This window comes from Mesorhizobium prunaredense, from assembly GCF_900156895.1.
Classification (GTDB): Bacteria; Pseudomonadota; Alphaproteobacteria; order Rhizobiales; family Rhizobiaceae; genus Mesorhizobium; species Mesorhizobium prunaredense.
Genome location: NZ_FTPD01000003.1, coordinates 178,954 through 192,981 on the forward strand (window position 1 = coordinate 178,954; position 14,028 = coordinate 192,981).

Annotated in this window: 13 protein-coding genes; 8 read left to right on the forward strand and 5 right to left on the reverse strand. The window is 62.3% G+C overall.

The annotated features are described in order from the left end of the window. Positions 1-85: 85 nt before the first annotated feature. The gene (locus BQ8794_RS03455; protein WP_077373114.1) at positions 86-1,372 is read right to left on the reverse strand and encodes a D-tagatose-bisphosphate aldolase, class II, non-catalytic subunit; all 1,287 of its coding nucleotides are present in this window, start codon (positions 1,370-1,372) and stop codon (positions 86-88) included. Further along, a complete protein-coding gene (locus BQ8794_RS03460) occupies positions 1,369-2,313 on the reverse strand; it encodes a sugar kinase (RefSeq protein WP_077373117.1) in 945 nt (314 codons plus the stop codon). Before BQ8794_RS03460 ends, BQ8794_RS03455 begins: the two co-directional genes overlap by 4 nt. 128 nt (positions 2,314-2,441) lie before the next feature. Here BQ8794_RS03460 and BQ8794_RS03465 point away from each other — a divergent pair, with 128 nt between their 5' ends. Then, a complete protein-coding gene (locus BQ8794_RS03465) occupies positions 2,442-3,464 on the forward strand; it encodes a LacI family DNA-binding transcriptional regulator (RefSeq protein WP_077373120.1) in 1,023 nt (340 codons plus the stop codon). Here BQ8794_RS03465 and BQ8794_RS03470 read toward each other — a convergent pair. The 3 genes from BQ8794_RS03470 to BQ8794_RS03480 all read right to left on the reverse strand — a co-directional run bounded on the left by BQ8794_RS03470 (position 3,452) and on the right by BQ8794_RS03480 (position 6,622). Next, complete coding sequence (locus BQ8794_RS03470) at positions 3,452-4,429, reverse strand: alpha/beta hydrolase (RefSeq protein WP_077373123.1); 978 nt, start codon at positions 4,427-4,429, stop codon at positions 3,452-3,454. The genes BQ8794_RS03465 and BQ8794_RS03470 overlap by 13 nt on opposite strands. A gap of 16 nt (positions 4,430-4,445) precedes the next feature. After that, positions 4,446-5,594 carry a Gfo/Idh/MocA family protein gene (locus tag BQ8794_RS03475; RefSeq protein ID WP_077373126.1) on the reverse strand — a complete coding sequence of 383 codons (1,149 nt, stop codon included), beginning with the start codon at positions 5,592-5,594 and terminating at the stop codon, positions 4,446-4,448. Between the two features lie 266 nt (positions 5,595-5,860). Further along, positions 5,861-6,622, reverse strand: coding sequence for a DeoR/GlpR family DNA-binding transcription regulator (locus BQ8794_RS03480; RefSeq protein ID WP_077373129.1), 762 nt, complete (start codon positions 6,620-6,622; stop codon positions 5,861-5,863). Between the two features lie 158 nt (positions 6,623-6,780). On the opposite strand from BQ8794_RS03480, the gene BQ8794_RS03485 reads away from it, so the two are divergent. The 7 genes from BQ8794_RS03485 to BQ8794_RS03515 all read left to right on the forward strand — a co-directional run bounded on the left by BQ8794_RS03485 (position 6,781) and on the right by BQ8794_RS03515 (position 14,025). Continuing rightward, complete coding sequence (locus BQ8794_RS03485; RefSeq protein ID WP_023797149.1) at positions 6,781-7,581, forward strand: beta/alpha barrel domain-containing protein; 801 nt, start codon at positions 6,781-6,783, stop codon at positions 7,579-7,581. A gap of 3 nt (positions 7,582-7,584) precedes the next feature. Continuing rightward, positions 7,585-8,535, forward strand: a complete 951-nt coding sequence (locus tag BQ8794_RS03490; protein WP_077373131.1) for a PfkB family carbohydrate kinase — start codon at positions 7,585-7,587, stop codon at positions 8,533-8,535. A gap of 90 nt (positions 8,536-8,625) precedes the next feature. Beyond that, on the forward strand, positions 8,626-9,771 hold the full coding sequence (locus BQ8794_RS03495; protein WP_077373134.1) for an ABC transporter ATP-binding protein: 1,146 nt from the start codon (positions 8,626-8,628) through the stop codon (positions 9,769-9,771). A 112-nt stretch (positions 9,772-9,883) separates the two neighbouring features. Then, positions 9,884-11,131, forward strand: coding sequence for an ABC transporter substrate-binding protein (locus BQ8794_RS03500; protein ID WP_077373137.1), 1,248 nt, complete (start codon positions 9,884-9,886; stop codon positions 11,129-11,131). Positions 11,132-11,270: 139 nt separating this feature from the next. Next, positions 11,271-12,167 (forward strand): carbohydrate ABC transporter permease, encoded by an 897-nt coding sequence (locus tag BQ8794_RS03505; protein ID WP_077373140.1) that lies wholly within the window; start codon positions 11,271-11,273, stop codon positions 12,165-12,167. Between the two features lie 5 nt (positions 12,168-12,172). Continuing rightward, on the forward strand, positions 12,173-13,015 hold the full coding sequence (locus BQ8794_RS03510) for a carbohydrate ABC transporter permease (protein WP_077373143.1): 843 nt from the start codon (positions 12,173-12,175) through the stop codon (positions 13,013-13,015). A 188-nt stretch (positions 13,016-13,203) separates the two neighbouring features. After that, complete coding sequence (locus tag BQ8794_RS03515) at positions 13,204-14,025, forward strand: sugar phosphate isomerase/epimerase family protein (RefSeq protein WP_077373364.1); 822 nt, start codon at positions 13,204-13,206, stop codon at positions 14,023-14,025. Positions 14,026-14,028: the final 3 nt, after the last annotated feature.

The following is a 14,028-nucleotide window of genomic DNA, read 5'->3' on the forward strand; positions in this document are numbered from 1 at the left end:
TGCGGCGGGACCTTTTCGAAACGGCGTCGACATCGGACGAATATATGAGGCGGATTTGGGCGCCGTCTTTCCGGCAGCGCAATCCCTACTGTCCCGTCGCGTCCGCGTAGATATCGAGGACACGGGTGATGCTGCCGATCAGAACGTCGTGCGCGAGGGGCTTGACCCGGCCTGCCGCAACCTCGGCGTCGAGCTGCCCCAGATACTGGCTGATCAGCGGCCGGGGGATATCCTTGTCGCTCAGCACGTCCAGCAGCGTCCGTGTTGCGCGCTGCGCCTCCGGCGTCGGCCAATAATAGCGGATGCGGTCGCTGAACGAGGAATGCCGCTGCACGCGCTGCTCGTCCGGCGTGCCCGGATAGTATTGCTGCCAATTTTCCGGAGACGCCAGCATGATGCGTTCCATCGCGGCAGGCAGGCTTTCGCGCGAAAAGTCCGGCGCGAGGATATCGGCGATATGGCTGAGCCCATACAGCGCTTCGCGAAGCGCGAAGGTCAGCCAGGGGCCGACCTTGAGTATGGCAAAACCGTCGCGAACGAGAGCATTGAGCGCTTCGGCCGGCTGGTAGTCGGTCGAATGCGCTTCAAAAACAAATTGCGGCATGCGGTCGAGCACGGCCACGAGTTCGGTCGTCTTGGCCGGCGCATAAGGCACGACCTCGGTGTTGCCGAACTCGACGCCGGGCTGGACGACGACACCGACCGCACGGCCAAATGCGGCTTCGAGGCCGGCGCGGGAAAACGCTCGGGCGTGGATTTCTACGGTGCGCAAGGCATCCCCGGGCTCCGTCACATGCAGGTGGTCGAGCGCCTCCAGCGCCCCGCCCGGCACCGGCACTTCGGTGCCGATAACATAGACCGGTCTTTCACCGCCTGCCCGCTCGACCGCCGCCTCAGCGATTTCAGCAAGTTCGGCCGCGCGCGCGGCGATCGTTTCATCGGCAAGCACGGCTGGATCGTCGGCGCAGGCCATGCTCGTATCCAGATGCATCTTGGTGAAACCGGCGCTCGCATAGGCATCGATCATCGCCGCAGCCTTCTTCATCGCGGCGGCGGCAGCCATGTGCTTCCACGGGTTCGGTCCAAGATGATCGCCGCCAAGGATCAGGCGATCAATTGGGAAACCGGCTTTGTGCGCATGCGCCTCGACAAAGCTGCGGAACCCCGCAGGCGTCATCCCGGTGTAGCCGCCGTCGTGGTTGACCTGGTTGCAGGTGGCCTCGATCAGCACATCCGTGCGCCGCGCCGCGCCATGGCGCAGGGCAGCCTCGATGACCAGCGGATGCGCCGAGCAGACCGAGGCGATGCCGCTTTTCTCGCCTGCGGCGCGTCGAGCCGCAATGTTTGCAAACCTGTGCGTCGCAGCCCTCACGGCGTGTTCCCCGTGGCGATGAAGGCCTCGACCGCTTCAAGCGGGAAAATGCCTTCCATCGGCCCCTTGCGGGTGACGGCAAGCGCACCGCAGGCATTGGCGATCCGCAGCGCCTCCGCAGGAGCCGCCCCGCGCAGCCAGAACGAGACGAAAGCAGCACCGAAGCAGTCGCCCGCGCCGGTCGGATCGACCTCGTCGACGGCGAAGCCTGACGAGGCGACCGCACCGTGATGATCATGATAAACGGCGCCGGCGGCGCCTTTCTTCAGGACGATGCAGGACAGGCCACGGGCCAGCAGTTCGTCGACCGCACCCTTCTCGTCCGTGGCTGATGAGAACAGGAAGAGTTCCTCGCCGCTCGGCAGGAAGATGTCGGCTCGCGCCAGCACTTGGTCGAGTGCTTCGCGCATGCCGGATGCCTGCATGATCTCGCGGCGGATGTTCGGGTCGAAAGACACGGTTCCACCTTTGGCCCTGACGGTCTCGATCGCCGATAGCGCCACCGCGATGGCGCGGTCGGAAAACAGCGACGAGCCCATGACATGGACATGATCGGCACCGGCGAGCAGCTTTGTCGCCGCCGCGTTTGTCTCGATCAGGCCGGCGGCGCTGTTGCGGATGTTGAAGACGAAATGCCGGCTGGCGTCGGCCCGGTAGGTGACGAAGGCAGTGCCCGTCGCATGGCCCGCGTGAACTGCGATCGCCGACACGTCGGCGCCCAGTGCCCGCAGCCGATCGATGTTCAGCCTGCCGAAATCGTCGCCGCCGACGGCGCCGATGAGGCCGGCCGGCTGGCCGAGCGCCGCCGCCTGGCCGATGAAGATCGCGGGCGCGCCGGACGGGTAGGGTCCAAGCAGCGGACCAGGCTCGAGAAAGCTCTGGCCGATCCGCTCGGCCATGATCTCGACCAGAATCTCGCCGGCACTGACCAGCTTCTTCATCACGCGGAACCCTCAAATTCGCCCACTGCAAGTGAATACGGCTTGTGCTTTTTCGCGTCAATTAATAAATTTACGCATGGAAACTATGCAATTTGCCTGTAAAGTTCGCCTTGCATTCGAGGGCTTTGATGTCGATGACGCACAAGACGATGGAGGATTTTGCTCGCTCTTGCGGCGTCTCCAGGCCGACACTGTCGAAATATTTCGACGATCCGACCAGCGTCAAGCCGGCGACACGTCAACGGATCGAAGTGGCGCTGCGCTCGTCCGACTACCAGCCCAATCTCTTTGCGCGCAACCTCAACCGCAAGCGGACCCGCAGCATCGGCATTGTCGTGCCGACGCTCGCCGATCCCTTCTATTCGGAAATGGTCAGCCGCATCGAGCTCAGGCTGCGCGACGAGGGCTATTGGCCGGTCGTGATCTCCTCGCACGGCTCGCGCGAGCTCGAAGTGGAAGCGACGCGAACCATTCTTTCCCTAAAAGTTTCCGGCGCGCTGATCGCGCCGCTCGGCCTGCGCTCAGACCACCGCACGCTGGAGAAGCTGACACAGACCATACCGATCGTCTATTTCGACACTTATCTTGAGGGCGACACGCCATTCGTCGGCAACAACAACAGCCAGAGCGTCTCGACCATCGTCGATTATCTCTGCCGTTCCGGTGACGCCCCGGTCTATTTCGACATCCCGCACGTCAACCACAATTCGCGCGAGCGCCTGAACAGCTATGTCGTCGCCATGCAGCGGCTTGGGCATGAGCCGGTGCTCATCGGCAACACCTATGACTACAGCTGGGATTTCGAACGGATCGGCTACCAGCAGATGGAAGCGATGCTCGCCCGTGGCGGCCTGCCGGGCAAGACCATTCTGTGCGCCAACGACCGCCTCGCCTTCGGCGTGATGGCTGCCGCCTACTCGCAAGGCCGCAAGGTCGGCCGCAAGGGCGATTGCGACCTGCGGGTCGCAGCCCATGACGACCATCCGCTGAGCCGCTACACCTGCCCTGCCCTCACCACCATGGCGCAGGACTTCGCTTCGATGGCGGGACGCAGCGTCGAGACGCTGCTGGCCTTGCTGGATGAGGACGACGCGGCAGTTGCCCCCAAGGTCAGTCTCGACGCGAAGCTGGTCATGCGTCAGTCGGCCTGAGCGTTTGCAGAGACAGGATCGAAGCCGCGCCATGCTGCAACCGCCGCGCCGACCGCTTGCCGCGCCGCCGGACCATGACGGCCCATCGAGACGAAGCCGTGGATCTGGCCGGGCCAACGCCGCAGGACGACCGGCACACCGTCATCTTCCAGACGCTTGGCATAAGCCTCGCCTTCATCGGCGAGGATGTCGTGACCGGCGATGGCGACAAAGGCCGGGGCTGCGCCGGCAAGGCTCGCGGCCTTGAGCGGCGATACGCGCCAGTCGCCAATGTCCCTGACATCGCGGATGTAGTGGTCGCGGAACCAGGCCATGGTCGCCGCGGTGAGACCATAACCGTCGGCAAAGCGGCGATAGCTGTCCGCCGCCTGCGAGGCGTCCGTGTTCGGATAGAACAGCAGTTGCGCAGTCGGCGGGTTCTTGTCGCCGCGCGCAAGCAGGCAAAGCACGGTAGCGAGATTGCCGCCGGCACTGTCGCCGGCGACCGCGATCCGTTCGGCGTCGATGCCGAGATCGCCCGCGCTGTCCTGCATGAAGGAAAGTGCGGCACGGCAATCTTCGATCGCCGCCGGAAATTTGTGCTCCGGCGCCAACCGGTAGTCGGGAGAGACGACGACGCAGGCCGCCATATTGGCAAGCCAGCGGCAGATCTCGTCATGCGACTCGAGATTGCCGATCACCCAGCCGCCGCCATGCAGATAGAGCAGCGCCGGGGCAGCGGCCCCGACCGCGCCCTGTCCGCGATAGATTCTGAGCGTCAACGGGCCGCCGGGTCCGGTGATGGTGCGCTCGGTCAATGAGCCGACCGGCTCGCGCTCGCCCTGGAGTGCCGGAAAGCCCTGCTCATAGGCGCGGCGCGCTTCTTCGGGCGTGCCGGCTTCGAATGGCGGGGCGGCCGCCTGCCGGTCAAGGTCGAGCACATGCCGGGCCTCCGGATCGAGCAAGGGTGAAAGCAATGTCGTCATCGTAAGCGCTCCGGCATCAGGCGAGCAGGCTCGCTGCTTCGTCGTCCTGGAAGAGCGGCGGCTGATCGACAGTTGCGTTGACGGCGACGGACTCGCGGCTCTCACCCGAAGCGAGGATCGCCTCCATGATCTCCAGCACATGAAGCGCCAGGTCGCCGGACGCCCGCGGCTTTCTTCCTGTTGCCAGCGCGCGCGAAAGATCGGCAACGCCGAGCATGCGGTAATTCGCCCGGTCGGGCGCGGCGAAGGGCCAATTGCGCGCGCCATAGAGTTCGCTCTCACTGTGAAAGTCGGCCCAGTCGGCCCCACGTTCCGACAGCGAGACGGTGCCGCCGAACGTATCCGGATCGGGCAGCCTGAGCGATCCTTCGGTGCCATGCAGCTCGATCGGGTGGTTGGAGTGCCTGAAGACATCCCACGAGGCACCGAAGGTGACGGTGGCACCGGAATGGAACTCCAGCAGCGACAGGATGTTGGTCGGCGTGCCGACCTTGAAGCTGGTGTTCCGGTAGGGGCCTTCGGCGGTGATCAGCCGCTCTTCCTGGCCCCGTGTCGCCATCGCCATGACGCGCTCAACCGGTCCGAGCAAATTGACCAGCATCGTCAGGTAGTAAGGCCCCATGTCGAAGACCGGACCGCCGCCGGGCTGATAGTAGAACTGCGGATTGGGATGCCAATGCTCCATGCCGCGCCCCATCATGAAGGCGGTGCCCGTCACCGCGCGGCCGATGGCGCCGTCGTCCATCAGGCGGCGGGCGCGGCGTCCAGCGGCCCCAAGGAAGGTATCCGGAGCCGAGCCGAGCAGCAGCCCGCGCTTCGCAGCCTCGGCGACAAGGCGGCGGCCGTCGGCAGCCGAGGTCGCCAGCGGCTTTTCGGTGAAGACATGTTTGCCCGCCGAAAGTGCGGAAAGCGAAATGTCGAAATGCGCCGCCGGAATGGTCAGGTTGAGGACAAGGTCGATGTCGGGATCGGCCAGCAGCGCATCGACGCCAAGCGTGCGGATGCCATATTCCTTGGAGCGGAGCGCGGCGATGTCGGCCGAAATGTCGGCACAGGCTCGCAGCTCGACCCCGCCGAACAGAGCCGCATTGCGCAGGTAGGTCATCGAGATGTTGCCGCAGCCGATGACACCGATGCCGAGCTTCGTCTTTGATTTTCCGTGCATTTTCGATCGTACCTCCCAATGCGGCAATGTCTCGCTGAGCCATTGCGCCGGCAACGGATCACAGTCGAAAGCCCCTATACAACATTTTAAATATTACGCGCGTAAAATTATTATAGAACATGCGAAAATGCTGGCGCAAGATCGGGAGGCTGCCAGCCTTAGGAGGAGAAAATGACAGACATGAAAAAACGGCCGACCGCCGCTACCGAGCCTGTGGGTCATGCGCGCATTGGATCTTTCCGTCGCGGTCAGGGACCGAGACGGGTTCAGGCATAGATCACCTTGGCCCCGATCCTATCAAGCTCGCTGCGTATTGGACCGGGCAGGCCATCGTCGGTGATCACCACATCGACGGCCGACAGCGAAAATGCCTTGGAGGTCCCGCTGACGCCCCATTTGCTCGAATCGGCGAGGAGGACAACGCGCCGGGCCATGCGAACGAGGTTTCGCTTCGTTCGCGCCATGTCTTCGTTCACGTCGACCACATCCAGTGACGAGTCTATCGCATGCGCTCCAACAAAGACCTGATGCGCTACCAAGCCGCCGAGGGCCGTATCGGCATCGGTGATCAGCGTGCTCACCGTGTCGGGATAGACCCGGCCGCCGATCATATGAACGTCGAGCCCGGGACGATGCATAAGATGCTGCACGATATTCATGGCCGTGGCCGCGACCACGACATTGCTGAGCGGCGGTAACTGCATGGCAACCTGCATCAATGTCGAGCCGCCGTCGAAGATGACCGATTGGTTGTCCTCGAACAGGTCTAGCGCCGCCCGGGCGATGCGCTTCTTTGCGTCGAGGTTCGTTTGCATCCGCCGGGCGAACGCGGCCGTAGTCGAATCGGTGGTCCGGGTCACCGCCCCTCCACGGGTCTTGGTCAGTAGTCCCTTGCGGTCAAGTATCTCGAGGTCGGAACGCACCGTGACCTCCGACACGCCAAACCCGTCTGACAGGTCCTTCGTGCGCACCTGTCCGCTGCGCTGCACCTCACCCAGGATCGATTGGCGTCTCTGCTCCGACAACATTGCCCTGCCCTTCCCTGCGCCAAGCAACCGCTCTGGCCTCGGCTCAGCTTACCAAAAATATGCAAATTCGAAAGCTTTCGAAAGATTGTATTTCTTGTTTCTTTCGGAAACACTGGGTCCAGGATTTTGAAATCAAACGATTGGGGAATTTTTCACTCATGAGCCTAGGAACCAAGGTGCGTCTTGCGCGCCTCTTCTCGCATCCATCGGGGAAACTTTTTGGCGGCGCGGTCGACCACTTCGTCGGCTATGGCGACGTGCGCAAAGGCGGCCTTGCCGACCTGCCGGGTGCGCTCGCACGCGTCATGGTGGGCAAACCCGACTACGTCAGCATCCAGCCTGGCACCGCGCGCCATCTGTGGCCGCAATATGCGGGCAAAGCTTCCCTGGTGATTCAGGCGGGCTGCTTCACTCCGGACGATCGCATCAGCGAGTTGATCGCAACGCCCGAGGATGCGGTGCGCGCGGGGGCCGATGCGTTGGCCGTGGCCATTCCGGTACGCGGCGCGACCGAGGGCAAATACATACGCTGGCTGACCGATTCGGTAAATGCAGCGGCCCGCTATGGCATGCCTGTGGTGGCGCATATCTACCCTCGCGATTTCACCGACGGAGCAAAAATCGTCTTCACCCCCGACGAGATCGCCTATGCGGCGCGCATCGGCTACGAGTCCGGCGTCGACGTGATCAAGATCGGCTACACGGGCGATTTCGAGTCGTTCCGAGAGACCGTCCGGACCTGCCCGGTGCCGGTTGTGATCGCGGGCGGTCCAAAGACCGATACGCTGCTCGGCGCGCTTCAGCAGACGGCGGACGCCATCCGTGCCGGCGCACGCGGCGCCGTGGTAGGCCGCAATCTCTGGGGGCATGGCGATCCGGAGAAGGCAGCGCTTGCCTTTCGGGGCGTCATCCATGACGGCCTTTCGGCGCAAGACGCCCTGGCGAAGGCGGGTGCCTGAACGATGCCCACCGTCCCCGCGATCCTCGGCTTCGGCGCTATTGCGATCGACGACATCGTCTACGTCGATCAGCCGTTGTCGGCGGGCAAGGGGAAGGTTCTGCAAAGTGCCCGCGCTTTCGGGGGAAATGTTGCGACGGCGCTGGCCGCCGTCGTGCGACTCGGCGGAACCGCCGGGTTCGCCGGATGGCTGGGCAGTGCCGCGGACGACGCCGTGCTGCGCGATCTCGTTGCGAGCGGTGTTGAAACCGCATTCGCGCCGCGCCATCCCGACGCGCGCCCGGTGCGCTCGCGGATCACCGTCGGCTCGGATGGGGAACGGTTCATCGCGTATGACGACGATGCGATGCTGGGCACCGCTCCGGACTTTCCGGACGATATCCTCAGCCGCGCGACCGTTCTGATCGTCGATAGCTACGCGATCCGGTCGCTGGATGTCGTGGCTCGGGCTCGCGATCTCGGCCTTGCGATCCTCGGCGATATCGAATGGAGCAGCGGCCCAGCCACGGAGCGGCTGATCGCGCTCTGCGACCATCTCATTCTTCCGCTCGGCTTTGCGCGGACTGCCACGGGGTGCCGATCGCCCTCCGAGATGCTCGATGCATTGTGGTTGCCGTCGCGGTCTGCCGTGGTTCTGACCGATGGTGGCAGAGGCGTGTACTATCGCGGGCGTGAAGAGACAGGTCTCTGGCACCTGCCCCCGCACCGGGTCGTGGTCGTCGACTCGACCGGCGCGGGTGACTGCTTTCATGGCGCCTACGCCCATGCGTTGACGCGTGGAGCCGACACCGCAGGCCGGGTGGCATTCGCGGCCGCGGCGGCTGCCCTTTCGATAACGGGGCGTGGCGGGCGCGAGGCGCTTCCGACCGACGACCAGGTCACGGAACTCCTGGCATCGACGAACGCGCCGTCAGCAGTCGAACTCAAAAATTCTCATGCCGATACTGTAACATAGGCTGAAACTATCTGAGGAAATATTTCGCAGGTCAACATAAGTCGAGGATAATTATAAGAATCGGTGACTTATACTTGTGGAGGGAGGAAGATGGCAGAAGTCATTCTTGAGAATATCTGCAAAACCTACGGGAACAATTTTCGCGCAATCGACCAATTGAACCTATCGGTCGAGGACGGCGAGTTCCTGATTCTCGTCGGGCCATCCGGCTGCGGCAAATCCACCGCGTTGCGAATGATCGCGGGATTGGAGGACATCACCAGCGGCAGCCTTCGGATCGGCGGAGTCGACGTCGTCGACATGCCGCCCAAGGACCGCGACATCGCGATGGTCTTCCAGAGCTACGCGCTCTACCCGCATATGACCGTGTCCGAAAACATCGCCTTTTCGATGCGGCTGGCAGGCAAGCCGAAGGCCGAGCGCAAGAAGCGCGTGGACGAGATCGCCAAAACCCTTCAGCTGACGTCTTTGCTGGACAGCAAACCCGCGAACCTTTCAGGCGGACAGCGTCAACGGGTTGCCATGGGCCGAGCCATGGTGCGCGAGCCGGCCGCCTTTCTCATGGACGAACCCCTTTCCAACCTGGATGCGAAACTGCGTGTTCAAATGCGCGCCGAAATCACCAGCCTGCAAAAGCAGCTCGGCGTAACGACCATATACGTGACCCACGACCAAATCGAAGCGATGACGATGGGGGACAGGGTCGCGGTGTTGAAAGGCGGCGTGCTGCAGCAGGTCGACACACCCAAGAGGCTCTATGAATCGCCGGTGAACGCCTTCGTTGCCGGCTTCATCGGCTCTCCTTCGATGAACCTTTTCGAGGCGACCCTGATGGGCGACGAACTGATGTCCGGCAGCTTCGCCATCCGGCTGCAGGATGCAGCCTTCGTGCGCAGGCCGGGCTTGCGGTCGTATGCGGGGCGCAAGATCGTGTTCGGGATCCGACCGGAGGATCTTTATGACAGCAGCCTCGAATCCGGCCGCAAGTATCAGACGATACCCGCAAAGGTGACTTCGATCGAAGAACTCGGCTCTGAACATATCGTCCACCTGAACATCGACGCGGTCCGGGTGGACTCCGGCGACCCGGACGCGGTGGACGATTTTGGCCTGGCATCGAACGCGGTGGCGAGATTCGAGCCGGTCAGCGCCGTCCACTCCGGCTCGGAAATCCGGTTGGCCGTGGATGATGCCAAGTTCCATTTCTTCGATCCCGAGACGCATCTGGCGATCTGAGGCAGACCGCAGGCGGGAGCGAGGCGCCTGCGAAAGATACTCGCAAGAAGGCTTCTGAATAAAGCAGACGATCGTCCGCATTGTGCGGTCGATCTTAAAGAAGGAGGAGAAAATGATGTTTCGGATACAACCCGCGATGCTGAAAATAGCCGCGGCCGCATGGTTACTTGGCGCAACCGGCGCCATGGCGGACACGACGCTGGAATTCACCCAATGGTGGGAGCCCGAATTGCCGGCCGGCTCGCTCAGGGCAATCATGAATGACTTCGAGGCTGCAAACCCCGGAATCAAGGTGACGCTGGTCAGCGGCCCCTATGCGACCACGCGAGACCAGATCTCGGTTGGTGCTGCAACTGGAACGCTTAGCGACGTCGTCGGTCTCGACGGCGCCTGGGTGAACAATCTGAACGCGCAGAATGCGCTGGCCGACATGAACCCGATGATGGATGCGAGCGGGTTCGACAAGACCCAGGTCGCGGATATCATCAAGGTGGACGGCAAGGCGGTGATGTTTCCCGTGGCTTCGTTCGTCTATCCGGTCTTCGTCAACATGGACCTCGCCGCCCAGGCCGGCGTGACCAAGCTGCCGTCGACCCGCGCGGAGTTTCTCGAAGCCGCCAAGAAGATGACCCATGCCGACAAGAACCAGTATGGCTGGGTGCTTCCCTTGTCGCTGCAAACGCCGTCCGGTGTCCAGAACGACCTGATGTCGTGGGTCTGGGCCTCGGGTCAATCGATGATGGCTGACGGCAAGCCGGCTCTCGAGGGCAAGCCGGTCGTCGATATGCTCACCTTCGTCAAATCGCTGAACGACGCCGGCGTCATCTCGCCCGGCATTGCCACCAAGACCGAACAGGAAAAGGTCGAGGAATTCGTCAACGACCGGGTCGGGATGATGATCGACTCGCTTGCGCATGTGAACCTCATCCGCGAACGCAATCCCAAGCTGAACTTCGACCTCATCCCGGTCCCGGTCGTGGAGAACTACAACGGCAAGCGCGGCCTTCCCTACGCCTCTTGGGGCATCGGCATCTCTGCGGCCTCGAAACATCAGGAGGAAGCCTGGAAGCTCGTCCAATATCTGATGAGTGAAAAGGTGAACGCCAAGCTCGTGTCGCTTGCAAACGCCTTCCCGGGCAACGTCAACGCCAAGCCCGATTTCGTGACCTCGGACAAGGCTTTCGCCAAGGCTTTCGAAATCTACAAGACCGGCTATCTCGCCAACGAGTTCACCGGTCTGCCGGTGGCTGAAGACTTGATGACCAAGTTCGACGTGGAAGCCCAGAAGATGCTCGCCGGCGAGCAGTCTCCGGAACAAGCCGCAGCAAACGCTCAAAAGGGCTGGATGGCGAAATTCTGAACGGCCTGTTCCCCGTTTGCTATCTTCCACCGGGTGGCCTGACTTCGGGCAGGCCACCCGTCAACAACGGATCGGCAATTGAGATGGACCTGTTTCCGAAGCGCACCTTCCTCTTGAAGGCGTATCCCAAGGGTGGCACATGACTCGGCAGAAGCGCTCCCACCATAGACTGAAACGAGCGGTCGCACCCTATCTCTATCTGTCACCCTCGCTCCTCATAATCGGCCTCCTGATGCTGCTGCCGATGGTGACGGTGATTGGCTATTCGTTCCAGAACAGCGCGGTGCTGCGTCGCGACCCGACCTTTGCCGGACTGAAACACTACCAGGCGATCTTTGCCGATCCGGTGTTCTGGGCTTCGCTGTGGCACACGCTCTACTTCACATGCATGAGTGTCGTCTTCCACATGACCATCGGCATGGTCTTCGCACTCATGCTGAACAGCGACCGCATCAATCCGACGCTGCGCAATATTCTGCGCGTGCTCTACATACTGCCATGGCTGTTCACCGCGGTGATTATCGCCGTGATCTGGCGCCTCCTGCTCGAGCCGAACGGTGTCGTGAACAGCGTTCTCATGCAGATGGGCATCATCGGTTCCAAGGTCGAGTGGTTTTCCTCGCCCGCGACCGCGCTGCACGCCGTCACCTTCGCCAATATCTGGGCGGGCTACCCGCTTTTCATGGTCAGCCTGCTCGCAGGCTTGCAGGGCATTCCCAGGGATTTCTACGAGGCCGCCGATATCGACGGGGCGAAGGCCTACCAGAAGCTGATCTTCATCACCATCCCGCAGTTGATGCCGATCATCATCAGCATCTCGCTGCTCGACTTCATCTGGACCATGCAGGTCTTTCCATTGATCTGGATAACGACGGGCGGCGGTCCGATCTACTCGACCGAGGTCCTCAGCACCTACACGTATAAGCTGGCGTTTTCGAGTTACAACCTGTCGCAGGCGTCGGCGAGCGCCGTGGTCATCCTGCTGATCTCGCTCGGCCTGACGCTGCTCTACATCCGCTATCAAAAGGCTCGGTAGTCACCATGAGGAAAAGGCACACACCGAAAGACAGGCTGATCACCGTCGCGCTCCATGTCGCGCTTGCCGCAGGGCTCTTTTTCGCGGCCTTCCCGATCTACTGGATGCTGAGCAGCTCGTTCAAGTCGAATACCGAAATCTTTGCCCTGCCACCAACCGTCCTGCCGAAGGCCTTCACGCTGGAAGCGTATGCGGCCATCCTTGGCGACCCGGTAAAGCTGCGCTTCTTCTTCAACAGCTACTTCGTGGCCGGAGCGGTGACCGTGCTGACGGTGCTGATCGCCTTGCTGGCCGCCTACGGGTTCAGCCGTTTCAATTTCCGCGGCAAGGGCAGCCTCAACACACTCATCATCAGCACGCAGACGATCCCGCCGATCACGCTTTTGATCCCCTTCTTCGGGCTTGTCGTCTCGTATGGCATCTTCGACACCTACGTCGCACTGATCCTGACTTACCTGGTGTTTACGCTGCCCTACGCGATCCTGCTGATGACGGGATATCTGAACACCTTGCCCCGCGATCTCGATGAAGCGGTGGCTGTCGACGGCGGCACCAGCTGGACCGCACTCTGGCGGGTGATCGTCCCGATTTCACTGCCTGGTATCGTGGCGACGTCGGTCTACACCTTCCTGTTGTGCTGGAACGAATTTCTCTTTGCGTTGACGCTGACGAAGTCAACGTCCATGCGCACCGTCCCCATCGGCATCCAGCTGTTGATGGGGCAGCACGCCTTCGAATGGAACCAGATGATGGCGATGAGCGTGCTCGGTTCGCTACCGCTCTTGATCATCTACCTCGTTGCCCAGAGGTTCTTCCTCGCCGGCATGACCGCGGGCTCGGTCAAGTAGGATGTCCCTCCCACGGAGAACCGATGGGGTAGGCCGCGCGTCGAAATCGATGGATTGGACCTTCTCTGCTGGCAGGCGATATCACCGCGGCCTCGGGCGTCGTCACAGCGCCGCTGATCGTGCTCGTGCTGTTCTTCCAGCGCCATATCATCGAAGGGCCTATGCAGGTGAAATCAAGGAATGAAAGGATGACTGTGAAAGACCTGAAAGTCGGCTGCCAGACCTTTACCTGGGAAATGCTTGGAGAGCGTTTTGCCGGCGGTCCCGACGATCTGCTTAAGGCGATCGCCGATGCCGGCTATGCCGGCATCGAGATCACCGACACGATGATCGGCCGCTATGCCGACAGGCCGGCGGAATTCGCCACGGCGCTGAGATCGGCCGGCCTCACCCTTGTTTCTTTCGCCTTCGGCTCGAAGAGCGGCTTCACGCTGAAGGAGAGCATCGGCGCCGACCTCGAGACCGCGAAACGCTGGATCGATTTTGCCGCTGCCTTTCCAGGCGCGCTGGTTTCGATGGGCTCGGCCACCGTCGTGTCCGACGGCCCGCGCGACGACAGGTTCCCTATTGCCGCGGAGTTCTACAACAAGGCCGGCGAACTCGGGCGCAAGGCCGGCGTCGAAATCGCCGTCCATCCCAGCTCCCACCACAACACGCTGCTCTTCGACCGTGCCGACTACGACCGGATCTTCGCACTGATCGATCCGTCGCTCGTCGGCTGGGTGCCCGACACCGGCCACATATTGCGCGGCCATGAAGACATGATCGACACGCTCACCACCTACCGCGACCGCATCCGCTACGTGCATCTGAAAGACGTCGATGCCGGCGGCACCTGGGCCATGCTCGGCAAGGGCGTTTGCGATACCCAAGCGGTGATAGACGTCGCCAGTGCGGCGCCACATTTCAACGGCTGGCTGGTGCTGGAAGAGGAATCCGAGACCGCCGCCGCCGATCCGGCCGCCGCGGTCAAGACCAACCGCCAGACCATGCACGGCTACGTCGCGTGAGGA